General features: G+C 50.0%; 15 protein-coding genes. All 15 read left to right on the forward strand.

From position 1 onward, the window contains the following. Nucleotides 1–37 precede the first annotated feature (37 nt). A complete protein-coding gene (locus tag B4F99_RS03855; RefSeq protein WP_023467698.1) occupies nucleotides 38–820 on the forward strand; it encodes a DUF3388 domain-containing protein in 783 nt (260 codons plus the stop codon). A 27-nt stretch (nucleotides 821–847) separates the two neighbouring features. Further along, nucleotides 848–1,747 (forward strand): helix-turn-helix domain-containing protein, encoded by a 900-nt coding sequence (locus tag B4F99_RS03860; protein ID WP_290755440.1) that lies wholly within the window; start codon nucleotides 848–850, stop codon nucleotides 1,745–1,747. Between the two features lie 64 nt (nucleotides 1,748–1,811). Further along, the gene (pgsA, locus tag B4F99_RS03865; protein ID WP_214855267.1) at nucleotides 1,812–2,390 is read left to right on the forward strand and encodes a CDP-diacylglycerol--glycerol-3-phosphate 3-phosphatidyltransferase; all 579 of its coding nucleotides are present in this window, start codon (nucleotides 1,812–1,814) and stop codon (nucleotides 2,388–2,390) included. A 71-nt stretch (nucleotides 2,391–2,461) separates the two neighbouring features. Continuing rightward, on the forward strand, nucleotides 2,462–3,694 hold the full coding sequence (locus B4F99_RS03870; RefSeq protein ID WP_290755443.1) for a competence/damage-inducible protein A: 1,233 nt from the start codon (nucleotides 2,462–2,464) through the stop codon (nucleotides 3,692–3,694). Between the two features lie 111 nt (nucleotides 3,695–3,805). Next, on the forward strand, nucleotides 3,806–4,849 hold the full coding sequence (recA, locus tag B4F99_RS03875; protein WP_290755445.1) for a recombinase RecA: 1,044 nt from the start codon (nucleotides 3,806–3,808) through the stop codon (nucleotides 4,847–4,849). A 193-nt stretch (nucleotides 4,850–5,042) separates the two neighbouring features. Then, nucleotides 5,043–6,605, forward strand: a complete 1,563-nt coding sequence (gene rny, locus B4F99_RS03880) for a ribonuclease Y (RefSeq protein ID WP_290755447.1) — start codon at nucleotides 5,043–5,045, stop codon at nucleotides 6,603–6,605. 49 nt (nucleotides 6,606–6,654) lie between these two features. After that, nucleotides 6,655–7,449: a TIGR00282 family metallophosphoesterase gene (locus B4F99_RS03885; RefSeq protein ID WP_035408850.1), complete on the forward strand. Its 795-nt coding sequence runs from the start codon at nucleotides 6,655–6,657 to the stop codon at nucleotides 7,447–7,449. A 29-nt stretch (nucleotides 7,450–7,478) separates the two neighbouring features. Further along, nucleotides 7,479–7,739: a stage V sporulation protein S gene (locus B4F99_RS03890; protein ID WP_023467705.1), complete on the forward strand. Its 261-nt coding sequence runs from the start codon at nucleotides 7,479–7,481 to the stop codon at nucleotides 7,737–7,739. Nucleotides 7,740–7,930: 191 nt separating this feature from the next. Next, the gene (locus B4F99_RS03895) at nucleotides 7,931–9,679 is read left to right on the forward strand and encodes a 2-oxoacid:acceptor oxidoreductase subunit alpha (RefSeq protein WP_035398188.1); all 1,749 of its coding nucleotides are present in this window, start codon (nucleotides 7,931–7,933) and stop codon (nucleotides 9,677–9,679) included. Further along, the gene (locus B4F99_RS03900) at nucleotides 9,666–10,532 is read left to right on the forward strand and encodes a 2-oxoacid:ferredoxin oxidoreductase subunit beta (protein ID WP_023467707.1); all 867 of its coding nucleotides are present in this window, start codon (nucleotides 9,666–9,668) and stop codon (nucleotides 10,530–10,532) included. The genes B4F99_RS03895 and B4F99_RS03900 overlap by 14 nt, the downstream gene beginning before the upstream one ends. A gap of 99 nt (nucleotides 10,533–10,631) precedes the next feature. Further along, a complete protein-coding gene (gene tdh / locus B4F99_RS03905) occupies nucleotides 10,632–11,720 on the forward strand; it encodes an L-threonine 3-dehydrogenase (protein WP_214855275.1) in 1,089 nt (362 codons plus the stop codon). Next, nucleotides 11,720–12,895 (forward strand): glycine C-acetyltransferase, encoded by a 1,176-nt coding sequence (locus tag B4F99_RS03910; protein ID WP_290755450.1) that lies wholly within the window; start codon nucleotides 11,720–11,722, stop codon nucleotides 12,893–12,895. Before tdh ends, B4F99_RS03910 begins: the two co-directional genes overlap by 1 nt. A 145-nt stretch (nucleotides 12,896–13,040) precedes the next feature. Continuing rightward, a complete protein-coding gene (locus B4F99_RS03915) occupies nucleotides 13,041–14,657 on the forward strand; it encodes an alpha/beta hydrolase (RefSeq protein WP_414651132.1) in 1,617 nt (538 codons plus the stop codon). Beyond that, the gene (locus B4F99_RS03920) at nucleotides 14,654–16,108 is read left to right on the forward strand and encodes a phytoene desaturase family protein (protein WP_290755454.1); all 1,455 of its coding nucleotides are present in this window, start codon (nucleotides 14,654–14,656) and stop codon (nucleotides 16,106–16,108) included. The genes B4F99_RS03915 and B4F99_RS03920 overlap by 4 nt, the downstream gene beginning before the upstream one ends. 124 nt (nucleotides 16,109–16,232) lie before the next feature. Beyond that, nucleotides 16,233–16,520, forward strand: a complete 288-nt coding sequence (locus tag B4F99_RS03925; RefSeq protein ID WP_029341204.1) for a hypothetical protein — start codon at nucleotides 16,233–16,235, stop codon at nucleotides 16,518–16,520. Nucleotides 16,521–16,562 lie beyond the last annotated feature (42 nt).

The following is a 16,562-nucleotide window of genomic DNA, read 5'->3' on the forward strand; positions in this document are numbered from 1 at the left end:
GGAATGGATAATCGTATCAATAGAGGAGGATGGACGCGTGAGTGAGTTCGAGCAATGGTATCTCGAATATGAATTAAAGGTCAACCGTCCCGGTATACTCGGGGACATTGCTTCGTTGATGGGAATGTTACATATTTCGATCGTGACGATCAATGGTGTCGATCATCAACGACGCGGTATGTTGCTCCAAACGAAACAACCGGATCAAATTCCACGACTCGCTGCTATTCTCAAGACGATGTCAACCATAGAGGTCATCAAACTACGAAAACCAAAACTGCGTGATCGGATCGCGATTCGTCACGGTCGTTATATCGATCAAAGCAGTGATGAACGAAAGACGTTCCGCTTCGTTCGGGAAGACTTAGGGATTCTCGTCGATTTCATGGCAGAACTATGCAAACAGGATGGGCACTTGTTGATTGGTGTCCGCGGTATGCCACGAGTCGGGAAGACGGAATCGATCGTCGCTGCAAGCGTCAGTGCGAACAAGAAATGGTTGTTCCTTTCTTCGACGCTGATCAAACAGACGGTACGAACGTCGTTATTCGATGACGAACGGACTGGGGATTACGTCTACATCATCGATGCATTGGTGTCGCAACGGAATTTCGATGAACGGCACTGGCAGATTTTACGCGAAGTCATGCGACTACCGGCGACGAAAATCGTCGAACATCCGGATGCATTCGTCAAATCAAGTGAATATACGTGGGATGATTTTGATTACATCATTGAATTACGCAACACGACAGAAGAAATCATTGTGACTGAACTGCCTCGTTCCCATGGGGGAAATGATTGGTTCAACTTTGAATAAGTATGAAAAATGGAAGGTGTGTTACCGATGACCGAGCTCGGAACCTACTTAAAGGAACAACGAGAGACGCTAGGCGTCTCTCTCGAACAAATTCAAACGACGACGAAGATTCAAAAGCGTTACATCGTCGCGATTGAAGAAGGCAACTATGATCAATTACCAGGTGCTTTTTACGCCCGGGCCTTCATCAAGACATATGCGGAAGCACTCGGTCTTGACGTCGACGAAGTCTTCACGACCTATAAGCGTGATCTTCCGGAACCGGAGGCACAACCGGTCGTCGAATTATCACGACGCGCGACGTATTCGAAATCAAGTGCACCGAAGAAAAGCGTTGCAAAGCGCTGGATTCCGAACATCATCATCATCGTGCTGATTTTTGCGATTGGTGCTGCCTTGTATTATGGACTTCAGATGTTCCTCGACGGTAACGAAGAGGCAAAAACGTCTGCACCGAAGCAAAACGATGTCACGATCGACCAAGGAGACGCACCGAGTAAAGAAACGGATGCGCCTGCGAAGACAGAAGAAAAGCCGAAGGAAGAACCGGCGAAACAAGAAGAAACAAAAGAAAAACCTAAAAAAGAAGCGCTTGCTGCGAAGTCGACATCTGGTCAAGATGTCACCTATGAAGTCGCAACGAAAGATACGATGAGTGTCTCGATTCAAATCAAGAAAGATGCCTCTCCATCACCATTCGTTGGTGTGCGTGATACATCCCTTGAAGGAAAAGCACTCGCGCCAGATCACATCAACGCGTCGGATCCGAATCCGATCGTCGTGAAGGACGCGAAGACGGACTTGATCCGGATCCGGATCGGTTCAATTAAAGGGATTGATAAAATCGTCGTCAATGACCAAGAACTGAAACTGAACCGTTCGCTTCTCGTCCAAAACATCTATCTGAAGAAAGTAGCCACGCCGTAAACCGGCGTGCCTTCTTTTAGATGGCATATTCATCTACATATGAAATGAAGGAGGAGGGCGTTACATGAACTTACCGAATCAATTGACAGTATTACGCGTTTTATTAATTCCTGTGTTCGTCATCGTACTTGCGATTGATCCGAACTGGGGACAGTGGGATGTACTAGGAGCTGAACTTCCCGTCTCACACTTCGTTGCAGCCATCATCTTCCTTGTTGCTTCACTGACGGACTGGCTTGATGGGTATATCGCCCGCAAACAAAAACTAGTGACGAACTTTGGAAAATTCATGGATCCACTTGCTGATAAGATGTTAGTCGCTGCTGCGCTCGTCTACCTCGTGGAACTTGAGTTCGTCGCGGCATGGATCGTCGTCATCATTCTCTGCCGTGAGTTCGCTGTCACAGGTCTTCGTCTTGTCGCATCTGACGAAGGCATCGTTCTTGCTGCCGGAAACTCTGGGAAAGCAAAGACATGGGTCCAGTTGACATCGATTACAGCGTATTTATTGCACGATATCGTTTTTGCGATGTGGAACATTCCATTCGCAGATATCACGATGTGGCTTGCTCTTATCTTGACGATCTATTCTGGCGTCGAGTATTTCTCGAAAAACATCAAGTTAATTACGAAATCCATGTGAGTTGGATCAATTTAGACTGTTCGTCATACCGAACAGTCTTTTCTTATACTTCAAGAAGGTGAGGAATCAACATGAAAGCAGAAATCATCGCAGTCGGAAGTGAGCTTCTCCTTGGAGAAATCGCCAACACGAATGCACAGTACCTTTCCGAATGGCTAGCCAGTGCAGGAATTGACGTTCATTATCATACAGTCGTCGGTGACAACCGCGAGCGGATGCAGGAAACGTTCCGTCAGGCGCAACAGCGGGCGGATCTCCTTGTCATCACAGGGGGGCTTGGACCGACCGAGGATGACTTGACGAAAGAGGTGCTCGCTGACCTGCTTGGGCGCGATCTCGTTCTCGATCAAGCAGCGTACGAAAGAATCGAAGGATTCTTGAAGACACGTCAACGGGAGATGACGAACAATGAACGGAAACAAGCATTAGTCATCGATGGCGCGACGGTTTTACGCAATGATGCGGGTCTTGCTCCCGGTATGTCGGTGCAGACGGAGCACCACCAATATATCGTTTTACCCGGTGTGCCACGTGAGATGAAGCAAATCCTCAAAGATCACTTCAGTCATTTGTTCGGTCAAGAGACAATCCGTTCCCGAACACTACGTTTCTTCGGAATCGGAGAATCGGCTCTAAACGATCGCCTGGAAACGTTAATCAAAGAAGCAACCAATCCATCGGTCGCCCCTTATGCGGAACTCGCTGAAGTACGGTTGCGTCTGACTGCTAAAGCACTCGATCAACAGGAAGCCGACCGTATGCTCGATGAACTGGAACAACACGTACTGGCTGAAGTGGGCATGTACTTTTATGGATATGGCGAGACAAGCCTGCCGGAAGTCGTACTGAAACGGTATCAAGAAGCAGGATTGACACTGTCACTCGCCGAATCACTGACGGGAGGAGCTATCGCAAGTGGACTCGTTGATGTCAGCGGTGCGAGTCAAGTGTTGCGTGGGAGCGCCGTCGTGTATGATGATGCAGCGAAGCAAGGCGTATTATCGGTACCGGAAGTTTTGTTACGAGAGCATACTGCTGTCAGTAAAGAGGTCGCGATCGCGATGGCTGAAGGGGTACGCGAACTGTATCAATCCGATATCGCCGTCGCTTTGACAGGGGAAGCAGGTCCGACGAGCAACAGCGGAAAAGTGGTCGGAACCGTCTATTGTGCTGTTGCGGACGCACGTGGAACACGCATCGTCGAATGGCAATATCCATCGTTCGACCGAGGAATGATTCGACTGCGCGCCGTCAAGGATACCTATTTCCTTCTACTGAAACATCTCGAAAAAGCACCCGAGTGAGAAAATTGGCCAATGTGCAAGTATGCGAATAAATGTTCGTAAAATGCTTGTCATTCGGTCTCAAAAGAAGTACAATAATCTCAGTAAGATAATTAAAAGGAGGCCTGCTACGTGAGTGATCGTAAAGCAGCACTTGAGATGGCGTTACGCCAGATAGAGAAACAGTTCGGTAAAGGTTCCATCATGAAACTCGGAGAAAATGCGGATCAGAAGGTTTCAGTGATCTCTTCTGGATCGATTACATTAGATATTGCCCTAGGTGCAGGTGGATACCCACGTGGACGGGTCATCGAAGTATACGGACCTGAATCGTCAGGTAAAACGACGGTAGCGCTTCATGCAATCGCAGAAGTTCAAAAACAAGGTGGACAAGCAGCATTCATCGATGCGGAGCACGCGCTTGATCCAGCATATGCCAACAAACTTGGTGTAAACATCGATGAGCTCCTCTTGTCACAACCGGACTCTGGGGAACAGGCACTTGAAATCGCGGAAGCACTCGTTCGTTCTGGTGCGGTCGATATTCTTGTCGTCGACTCTGTTGCGGCACTCGTACCAAAAGCAGAGATCGAAGGCGAAATGGGTGACTCACACGTCGGTCTTCAAGCACGTTTAATGAGCCAAGCGCTTCGTAAGTTGTCTGGTGCAACGAATAAATCGAAGACGATCGTCATCTTCATCAACCAAATCCGTGAAAAAATCGGTGTCATGTTCGGTAACCCGGAAACAACTCCAGGTGGTCGCGCACTTAAATTCTACTCGTCTGTACGTTTAGAAGTGCGTCGTGCGGAAGCGTTGAAAAACGGTACGGACGTCGTCGGTAACAAAACGAAGATTAAGGTCGTCAAAAACAAGATCGCACCTCCGTTCAAACAAGCGGAAGTTGATATCATGTACGGTCAAGGGATTTCGAAGGTCGGTGAGTTGATCGACATCGGAACAGACCTCGATATCGTTCAAAAGAGTGGTGCATGGTACTCGTACAACTCAGAGCGTCTCGGTCAAGGACGTGAGAACGCGAAGCAATACATGGTCGAGCATCCGGAAGTCGCAGCAGAGGTCGAACGTTTGATTCGTGAACACCACGGTCTCGTCGATCGCGAAGAGCCGGTTGATTTCGAAGCAGAACAACCAGAAGATCTATTTGCTGAATAAACCGTTTCAGAGAGGATTCGCATGCGAATCCTCTCTTTTTTAGTGTAAAAGAGGAAAACAGTGGAATTCTTTCCCGTCCGTTCGTTGACAATGAACGAGTGCTATCCTTACAATATAGATGTACGTTTTTTAGACAGCTTCGATGAAATACCGAAATGAACTAAGAAACACCTTGCAAAGGGGAGGTGAACCCATGAGTACACTGACTTGGATTGTCATACTTCTCCTCACTTTGCTGATCGCATTCATCGTAGGCTACTTCTTGCGGAAATCGATTGCAGAAGCGAAAATTCAAGGCGCAGAAACGGAAGCGAACAAAATCGTTGAACGTGCGCGTGAATCGGCTGAGGCAACGAAAAAAGAAGCAGTACTCGAAGCGAAAGATGAAGCATTCAAACTTCGTAACGAAGTGGAAAAAGAATTGCGTGAACGTCGCCAAGAGCTAGCGAAACAAGAAGCCCGGTTGCTCCAGAAAGAAGAGACACTCGATCGCCGTGTTGACGCTATCGACCGTAAGGAAGATCAAATCAATACACGTGATGCAGAGATCGCGAAACGGAAGCATCAAGCTGAAGAACTAGAGCGCAAAGTAGAGGACCTGTATGAACAGGGACGTCAAGAGCTTGTCCGCGTCGCGAATTTATCGCAAGACGAGGCAAGAACGATCATCATGGATGAGACGAAACAGGCTGCTTTACACGACGCAGCCATTCTTCAAAAAGAAATCGAACAAAAAGCAAAAGAAGAATCCGACAAGAAAGCACGTAACATCTTGTCACTTGCGATTCAACGGTTCGCCGCTGAACATATCGCAGAGACGACTGTATCGGTCGTCAACTTGCCGAACGATGAGATGAAAGGTCGGATCATCGGACGGGAAGGCCGCAACATCCGTACGCTCGAGACCTTGACTGGGATCGACTTGATCATCGATGATACGCCGGAAGCCGTCATTTTGTCTGGTTTTGACCCAATTCGTCGCGAAGTCGCTAAAATGGCGCTCGAGAAATTGGTTCAGGATGGTCGGATTCACCCGGCCCGTATTGAAGAGATGGTCGACAAATCCCGTCGTGAAGTCGACGAGCGGATTCGAGAAATCGGGGAAGAAGCGACGTATGATGTCGGAATCCACGGCATTCATCCGGACCTTGTCAAAATTCTCGGTCGCTTGAAGTACCGTACGAGTTACGGACAGAACGTCCTGTATCACTCACTTGAGGTTGCCCACCTTGCAGGTATGATGGCAGCTGAACTTGGAGAAGATGTCACGCTTGCGAAGCGTGCGGGTCTTCTGCATGATATCGGGAAAGCGATCGACCACGAAGTCGAAGGCAGTCACGTTGAGATCGGAGTCGAGCTCGGTACGAAGTATAAAGAGCATCCAACCGTCATCAACGCGATCGCGTCCCACCACGGGGATACGGAAGCGACATCTGTCATTTCCGTCTTGGTCGCAGCTGCGGATGCATTATCTGCTGCTCGTCCAGGTGCACGTCAAGAGACACTCGAAAGTTATATCCGCCGTCTCGAACGCCTCGAGGAAATCTCGGAATCGTTCGACGGTGTCGAAAAATCATTTGCGATCCAAGCGGGTCGTGAAGTCCGCATCATCGTTCGACCTGACGTCGTCGATGATGTACTGGCTCACAAGATGGCGAGTGACATCCGGAAAAAAATCGAAGAAGAACTCGATTATCCGGGACACATCAAAGTCACGGTCATTCGGGAAACGCGAGCAGTCGAATACGCGAAATAAGTGGAGTGGCGGGCGACCGCCACTTTTTTTAATGAACGGAGGAACAGCAATGAAGATTTTATTCGTCGGAGACGTCGTCGGTGCACCCGGTCGACATATCCTGCAACAATTCACAGCACGCTTGAAAGCGAAATACAATCCGAACGTCATGCTCGTCAACGGTGAAAATGCAGCACACGGACGCGGCATCACGAAGTCGATCTATCATCAATTCCTCGAACTCGGATTCCACGGCATCACGATGGGGAACCATACGTTTGATAACCGTGACATCTTTGACTGGATTGACGACGCGGACCGGATCATCCGTCCTGCGAACTATCCGGAAGGCACACCAGGTCGTGGGATGATGATCGTCAAGGCAGGCAATAAAAAGATTGCCGTCATCAACGTCCAAGGAACGGTCTTCTTACCACCTCTCGGTGACCCGTTCCGTACCGTTGATGAACTGATTGCGGAAGTCGAAGGAAAAGTCGATGCGATCTTCGTTGATGTCCATGCGGAAGCAACGAGTGAAAAAATCGCGATGGGTTATCACCTCGATGGTCGTGTACAAGCTGTCGTTGGCACACATACGCACGTCCAGACAGCAGATGAGCGTGTTCTTGACGGAGGAACGGCTTATATCACGGATGTCGGGATGACAGGTCCGCTGAACGGTGTGCTCGGGATGCGTCAGGAAGATGTCCTACGAAAATTTAAGACACAGCTCCCAACGCGGTTTGAAGTTGCCGAAGGACGGGAACAACTTAATGGAGTCTTGATTCATATCGATGACACAACCAAAAAAGCAACGAAGATTGAACGGATTCATCTGACGGATCAGTCAGTATTCTTCGACTGATTGCCATTTCTGGATGGGGAGGTACACGCATGGACGTCCTGAAAGTATCAGCTAAGTCGAATCCAAACGCGGTAGCAGGTGCACTCGCGGGTGTCATTCGAGAGAGAGGTTCCGTCGAGATTCAGGCCATTGGTGCGGGAGCGCTCAATCAATCTGTCAAAGCCGTCGCCATCGCACGCGGATTCGTGGCGCCTTCTGGCATCGATTTGATTTGTATCCCAGCCTTCACAGACATTTTAATTGATGGAGAAGAAAGAACCGCCATCAAACTCATCATCGAACCACGATGATGAATTGGACATAGGTCCTATATTTACAAGTAGACCATTTACTCGACTGGAGTAGATGGTCTTTTTGCTGCGTCTTCGAATTTTTCTCACCTTTCCACCGAGGGAGCATTGTACTACTTCCGGTAAATCGGTATCATGAGGGAGGATAGAGAGAACTATCATTTCAGGGGACAGAGAAGGAGCGAACGTCGATGTATAATCAGTTATCATGGAAAGTTGGCGGTCAGCAGGGAGAAGGGATCGAATCAACAGGCGAAATCTTTGCGATTGCCTTGAATCGACTCGGCTATTACCTGTATGGCTACCGTCACTTTTCGTCACGTATCAAGGGAGGACATACGAATAATAAGATTCGTGTCGCAACACAGGAAGTCCGGACGATTTCCGATGATCTCGATATTTTGGTCGCGTTCGATCAAGAGACGATCGACGTCAACTTCCATGAATTGCGTCAAGGTGCCATCATCATCGCGGATGCGAAATTCAATCCGACGAATCCGGACGAAGCACGCGCTTCCTTGTATGCGATTCCATTTACGGAGATCGCAGCTGATCTCGGTACGGCCTTGATGAAGAACATGGTCGCGATTGGTGCATCGAGTGCGATTCTCGGCATTGCACCAGAGCGTTTCCAAGCCGTCGTCGAACAGATTTTCGGACGAAAAGGTCCAGATATGGTCGAGAAGAACTTAGCAGCGATTCGTGAAGGAGCAGCAGCGTTTGAAGCTCTTGCAGGAGAGGGCGAACGGTTCGTCTTGGAACCGGCTGACGGAAAACAACGGATGTTCATGATTGGAAACGATGCAATTGCTCTTGGCGCGATTGCCGGTGGAGCGCGTCTGATGGCAGCTTACCCGATCACACCATCATCTGAGATCATGGAATACTTAATCAAGAAATTACCGCAGTTCGGTGGAACGGTCGTCCAGACGGAAGACGAACTGGCAGCGGTCACGATGGCAATTGGTGCCAACTACGCAGGTGTCCGTGCTTTGACGGCGTCTGCTGGTCCAGGATTGTCACTAATGGCGGAAGCGATCGGATTATCCGGGATGACGGAAACACCGCTCGTCATCGTCGATACACAACGGGGTGGTCCGTCAACAGGTCTACCAACGAAACAGGAACAGTCGGACTTGATGGCGATGATCTATAGTACACATGGTGAGATTCCGAAGGTCGTTTTGGCACCGTCAACGGTCGAAGAAGCGTTCTACGATGCAGCAGAAGCATTCAATATCGCAGAGGAGTATCAATGCCCTGTCATTCTATTGACGGATTTGATGCTGTCGCTCGGAAAACAATCGGTTGAACCACCGGATATGTCACGCGTTGAGATCCGTCGCGGGAAGTTGATCCAGGAAGACTTACCGGAACTTGAAGGAAAAGCGTACTTCAAACGCTACGAAGTGACGGAAGATGGAATCAGCCCACGTGTCATTCCAGGCGTCAAGCACGGAATTCACCACGTAACGGGTGTTGAGCACAATGAGGAAGGGCGTCCGTCGGAAGCGACGAAGAACCGGGTCGATCAAATGACGAAGCGACTTCGTAAGCTGAACACGTTCCGCTTACAGGATGCCGTTCTCGTAACGGAGCATCATGCAGAACCGGATATCTTATTCGTCGGTTTCAACTCGACACGTGGAACGATCGAAGAGATCATGCCACGACTCGAAGCACAAGGAATCAAGGTTGATCACTTGCATATCCGTCAAGTCCATCCGTTCCCAAGTGAGCTCGTCACGCCGCACCTAGAGCGGGCCAAACGAGTCATCGTCGTCGAGTACAACGCAACGGGACAACTGGCGAAGCTGATCCAGATGAACTGTGGACATGCATCGAAGATCGAGCATATCCTGAAATTCAATGGCGACCCGTTCTACCCAGCAGAGGTCGTCGAGCAGGTCGTAGGAGGGGTATATCATGGCAACCTTTAAGGATTTTAGAAATGATGTCAAACCAAACTGGTGTCCAGGGTGTGGAGACTTCTCGATTCAAGCAGCGATTCAGCGTGCTGTCGCGAACGTCGGTCTCGAGCCAGAAGAGTTGGCATTGATTTCCGGGATCGGCTGTTCTGGTCGGATTTCCGGTTATATCAATACGTATGGCTTCCACGGCGTTCATGGACGATCCCTTCCGATCGCCCAAGGTGTTAAGATGGCGAACCGCGAATTGACAGTCATCGCGTCTGGTGGCGACGGTGATGGATTTGCGATCGGCATGGGACATACGATTCATGCATTCAAGCGCAATGTCGACATGACGTACATCGTCATGGACAATCAGATTTACGGCTTGACGAAAGGACAGACATCACCTACTTCTGCACCTGGATTCAAGACGAAATCGACGCCAAAAGGGTCGATCGAAAAGAGTGTTTCACCGGTTGAACTCGCCTTGACGGCTGGTGCGACGTTCGTTGCCCAAAGCTTCTCGAACGATTTGAAGGGCTTGACGCAACTGATCGAGCAAGCGACGGCACATAAGGGGTTTGCGTTCATCAACGTCTTCAGTCCGTGTGTCACGTTCAACAAGGTCAATACGTACGATTGGTTCAAACAGAACTTGACGAAGCTGTCCGACATCGAAGGATACGATCCGTCGAACTTGGATCTTGCAAAACAGACCGTTCATGCTCACGACGGACTCGTCATGGGATTGATTTATCAGGATGAAACACGTCCTGATTACCAGTCACAAATCGACGGCTATCAAGAATCAGGTCTCGCATATGCGGATCTTGAGCTAAACGAAGAAACATTCGGTAAACTAGCGGCAGAATTCATGTAAGATAGAGGAAAGATGTGTTTGGTTTTTTGGGGATGCTAAACATTTGGAAGTTCGCCACATATACATAAACGCGAACTTCCGCGAAGGAGTCGGGGAAAGATGACGAAATTAGTAACGACGGTAGAAGAGACGGCAACGACGAAAACGATGCGTGCACTCGTCAAAGAAGAGCGCGGATTCGGTGCGGCACTGAAAGAAGTACCGGTACCCGTACCGAGTCGTGGGGAAGTCTTGATTCGAGTCGAGGCAACATCGATCTGTGGAACGGACGTGCATATCTATGAGTGGGATGCGTGGGCAGCCTCGCGTGTCAATCCGCCGTATGTCTTCGGTCACGAGTTCTCGGGCGAAGTCGTCGAGCTTGGAGAAGGCACGAAACGCTTGAAGCTCGGTGACCGTGTCTCGGCGGAGACGCATATCGTCTGTCATCAATGTAAACAATGTCTTCGTGGTCAATATCATATCTGTAAGAACACGAAGATCATCGGTGTCGATACACAAGGTTGTTTTGCGGAATACGTCGTCATGCCGGAAGAAAACCTCTGGGTCAACCCGGAAGATATGCCAGCAGGGATCGCTTCGATTCAAGAGCCAATGGGCAATGCCGTCCATACGGTACTCGCGAGCGATGTCAGCGCGAAAACGGTCGCAATCGTCGGTTGTGGTCCGATTGGTCTGATGGCAGTTTCGGTCGCAAAAGCAGCCGGTGCGGCGGAAGTCGTCGCAATCGACGTCAATCCATATCGTCTTGAACTCGCACGGACGATGGGGGCGGATGTCGTCATCGATTCACGTCATGACGATGTCTTGGAGCGGATCGAGCGCATGACGGACGGGGATGGAATTGATGTCGTCTGTGAGATGAGTGGTCATCCGGTTGCGATTCGTCAAGCCTTCGAGATGGTGACAGCAGGTGGAGACGTCAACATCCTCAGTCTGCCGGTCAAACCGGTCGAAATCGATTTGACGAACCACGTCGTCTTCAAAGGTGTCCGGGTTCAAGGCATCACCGGTCGGAAGATGTATGAGACATGGAGCCAGGTTTCTGCTTTCTTATCGAGCGGAAAAGTCGATGTCCGACCGTTAATCACACACACGTTACCGCTAGAGCGGTTCGAAGAAGGATTTGAATTGATGCGTCAAGGGAAATGCGGGAAAGTCGTATTACAACCAAGGGGGACGAATTAATGGGATTTGAACACTTACGGACAGAACTAGAAGAGATGAAACAGGCGGGCACGTTCCGCAACCTCGTAGCACTTGAGAGCGCACAACATAACCGCGTGACGATCAATGGTAAGGAACTCATTCAACTGTCGTCGAACAACTACCTCGGACTCGCAGCACATCCACGTCTTGCTGAACAAGCAGCGGAAGCAGCGCGCACGTTCGGTGCTGGAACAGGATCGGTTCGGACGATTGCCGGGACACTTGAGATGCACCAAGCATTCGAACGGGAACTTGCGACATTCAAGCACACGGAAGCAGCACTCGTCTTCCAGTCTGGATTCGCCACGAATTTAGGTGTCTTATCGGCACTGCTCGGTCCGGAAGACGTCGTCATCTCGGATGAGTTGAACCACGCTTCGATCATCGACGGGATTCGTCTGACGAAAGCGAAACGCCGGATCTATAAACACGTCGACTTGGCGGATCTTGAAGCGGCCTTACAAGAAACACAAGACGCGCGGACGCGCCTTATCGTCACGGACGGTGTCTTCTCGATGGACGGAAACATCGCACCACTTCCAGAAATCGTTGAATTAGCCGAGCATTATGACGCACTCGTCATGGTCGATGACGCTCATGCGTCAGGTGTGCTTGGGAAAGCGGGACGCGGTACGGTCAATCACTTCGGTCTTGACGGACGTGTTGCTCTTCAAGTTGGTACGCTCTCAAAAGCCATCGGTGTCCTTGGCGGATACGTCGCGTGTGAACAGCACGTCAAAGATTATCTGATCCATAAAGGACGTCCGTTCTTGTTCTCGACATCACATCCACCAGCGGTCGTCGAAGCGAACCGCGAAGCACTCCGCGTCATGGAAGAAGAAACGGTACTTTTCGAACGTCTGTGGGAAAACACGGAATTCTTCAAACAAGGACTCCGGGATCTTGGATTCGACATCGGCACGTCGACGACGCCGATCACACCGGTCATCGTCGGGGATGAAGCACGTTGCCACGAATTGTCGGATCGCCTCCGTCAAGAAGGTGTCTTCGCTCAAGGCATCGCCTTCCCGACGGTCGCAAAAGGAAAAGCACGTGTCCGGACGATCGTGACGGCGGAACATACGCGTGAAGATTTAACGACGGCTCTTGCAGCGTTCGAAAAAGTCGGTCGTGAATTAAACTTGATCGGTTGATATCGATCACGGACGAAATGCGTCCGCATACTTTCAGGCAGCGGATCAGCGATCCGCTGCCTGAAGTGCGTCATGACGAAAGAATCAACGTCGACCGTTTTTACTTTTGCGAGATAGGGAATAACAGATGAGGAAAGGATGTGACCTGATGAGTACGAAGAAGAAAGAGATTTTGCTCTCATTTTTGATGCTGACGCTGCTCCTTGGGGGTTGTATTCGCATCCAATATGATGCGACGATTCATACCGATCAGAGTGTCACCTTAAAAACGACATATGCCGCAAAGGAACACCCAGTAGTGCGTTTACTGAACCTAAATCCGAATTGGAATAGTTATGTCAAACAGGCAGAAAAGAACGGCTATGCGGCGAAAACGTTCAAGACGAAGGATGACTATGAAGGGATTCGGATCCAGAAGACATTCGCGAACTTCAAGGACATGACGTCGATCAAGGACGAATGGAAGACAGGTATCGGAGGGATTCTCATTCCACCTGATACGAAGTTCGACATGAAAAAATCGGACGGATTTTGGTTCGATACGTATCGACTGGATACGAACATCGATCTCAGTATCGATCGTTTGAATATCAAAGGCTATCAACCGACGGGACAGGTCAAGAAACTCGCCGACCGGTATATCCGTCAAGCCGATATCGAGATCAAACTCCACGGTCCGAAAGTGATCGGTCTCCAAAACGGAGAAAAGATCGACTGGTCGAATTATCATGATGTGTCATGGAAATTATACGGAACGAAAGCCAACCAGCTACAGTTGATTGCGTATGTACCGAATCCGACAGGTTGGATCATTACCGGTATCGTGTTATTAATCGGTGTCGGATTATTGCTCTACTGGGTCTTTCACCGTGTCCGCCGTTTGCGCCGGCAACAGTTGAAGACGATTAGTATCTCGCTCCTCGTCTGTTTGATCGTTGGGGGAGGCGCGTGGTGGGTGTTCGCGGAGGATACGTCGAGTGCGCCGCCACCAACGCGTCAGATCGTCACACAAGGAAAGAGTGAAATCGTACCGACGTTCCTCGTCCACGGGCTATTCGGGACGGAGCGGACGTTCGTGCCGATGATTCAAAACTTCACGAATAAAAAAGTCGCCGATGATGGTGGTCGATGTGACGTGACTCGTTCCGGAAAAGCGACTTGTAGCGTCACACCCTCGCCGACCGGCTACCCGCTTGTCCGAATCGTCTTTGCAGACGACGAGGCGAGCCTTGCCGATCAACAAAAGTGGTTGAATGCAGCGATTGCTGCGTATGATGCGAAACAAAAAGCGACCTTTTCCGATATCCAGCTCGTCGGTCACAGCATGGGTGGTGTGGATGTCGTCGCCTATACGGTCCAAGAAGAGATGCCGTATCACGTCCGAAAAGTCGTGACGCTCGACTCACCAATCGCTGGTTCCGATTACGCAAAACTCGGGTTGACGCTCGCACCGCTTGGCACGAATACGAACAGTCCCGCCATTCGTGATCTCGCGAAGGGCTCACCAGCGATGAACAATTTAACTAAGCGGCTCGAGACATGGCCACGCGATGTACTCGTCTATTCGTTTGGTGCCAAAGGAGGCGATTTCAATCTGATTTCGTTAAAGAGTTCCTTTGCACTCGAGAACTACACGGATAATATCCAGACAAAATCGTATAAATATGATCACTTCACGATTCATCGCCGGGAGCCGGTCTTCCGCGAAATCCGCAATTTCCTATTTAAAGAAAATCGGGTCACGGAGGAGGAATCATCATGAAACACGTCGTCATCGTCGGCGGAGGAATTGCAGGTTTAACGGCTGCGGCTCTGATCGCACAAGAAGGACATACTGTTACCGTCCTTGAAGGAAGCCGTGAATGGGGGGGATCAGCCGGGAAGTTCACGCGCCGGGACCTGACGTATCCAGTAGGGGCGACACTCGGAATGGGGTTTGAGCCCGGTGGTATTCATGCCCGTGTTCTTAATCATCTTGGAGTGACGCATCAGGTCGAGTCGCTCGACGTCGTCATGACGATTCGCATCGCAGGACGGACGATTCATTATTATCAGGATCGTGCTGCGTTTCTAACCGAATTGACATCACATTTTCCAGAGCAGGCATCGTCGATTCAGGCTTTCTTTGCAGAAATCGAGCAGATTTACGAGGTGATTCGTCCGCTAATGGCAGAACTTCCAGCATTACCACTTCAAGATCCAGCAGACGTCCGGCGGTTAGTCCGACATGCGAAAAGTGTCGTCCTTTTACCGTATTTTCCGCTGACGATTGGTCATCTGTTACGAAAACATGAACTAGCGGATACGTTGTTCGCACAAGTGATCGACGGGATCTTGCTCGACAGCATGCAGACTGGGCAGGAGGCCTCAGCTTTACTAGGAGCCGTCGCCTTATCGATTTATCATGAAGGTGCCTATTATGTTCCGGGCGGCTTGTACCGACTGGCTGAGCAATTGAAAGAGACAGCAGAGGCGAGCGGGGCAACCTGTCTCCTTGGACGGAAAGTCACGTCGATCCGAAAGACATCAGATGGATTTTTGATCGAGGATCGCCGAGGACGCTTGATGATTGCTGATACTGTCATCTGTGCGGTTCCGCTTGAAGGCATCCGAGAAGTCGTCAGCATGGATATGCGACGAACATTACGACGAACGTACCGACGACAGGAAAAATTACAGCAATGGGCGACCTTTACGTATTATGCGGCGATTCCAGAGGCGCTCATTTTGTCTGACGAAGCATTCCGGCAAGTTCATGATCCGTCCTTACCTTCAGGTCATGCCTTCATCTCGCTGTCCCGTCCGGATGATCGATTACGTGCACCAGTTGGTCAGCGGACGCTGACGATGTCATGCCATGTTCCCATTGGTACGTTTGATAAGACGAACCGCAAACGTTACGACGGACAAGTCGAGACGATGTCGGCGATCTTCGAAGCCATTCTCGAACAGCAGTTTCCGGGTTTTAGTCAACAGGCAATCGAACGCCATCCGGGTGGACCAGGTGCATGGGTCCGCTATACGTTCCGCCCGGATGGTGGAGTCGGTGGATATCCGCAACGTCCGAGTACGAGTCTCCTATTCGCGGCACCGTTTCGAACAGGTGTCGATCATTTCTTTGCAATCGGCGATACCATCTTTCCGGGTGCTGGAACGATCGGTGCGACGACGTCTGCGATCCATGCTGCCCGACAGTTTGGAGTCAGATTGTGAGAAATCGTCGTAAAATGATGAAAGAAGCGACGCATCTGTCGCTTTTTTCACATTTGAGGATTATGATGAGGAAGAGTCGGGAACATGATATCCATGAACAAAAAGAGAGAAGGAGTGAAGAACCATGGAGACATTCGAACAAAAATGTCAGTCGTTCATTCAGGAACGACGACCTGAAGTCGGTCCGATTCAATTCGAGTCGGCGCGTACGTTTCTCAATGCACGCGGTTTAAGTGTCTACGAACGGATTTATCAAGGGAAAGAAGAAGTCCGATTAGCGTTCGTTGAACAGACGAATGGTCAACAACTCGTTTCATTAATGGAAAATACATTCGGCAACGGACTGGTCTATTTTGTCTCAACGGCAACCGCGACATGGGATGGCGACCGTTTTGGTGAATACACGTTTTAAGTACATAGGGAGTCCCAGTCGATGACTGGGGCTCTTTCGTGT

Origin of the sequence: Exiguobacterium sp. UBA3491, from assembly GCF_002377745.1 — a bacterium.
Classification (GTDB): Bacteria; Bacillota; Bacilli; order Exiguobacteriales; family Exiguobacteriaceae; genus Exiguobacterium_A.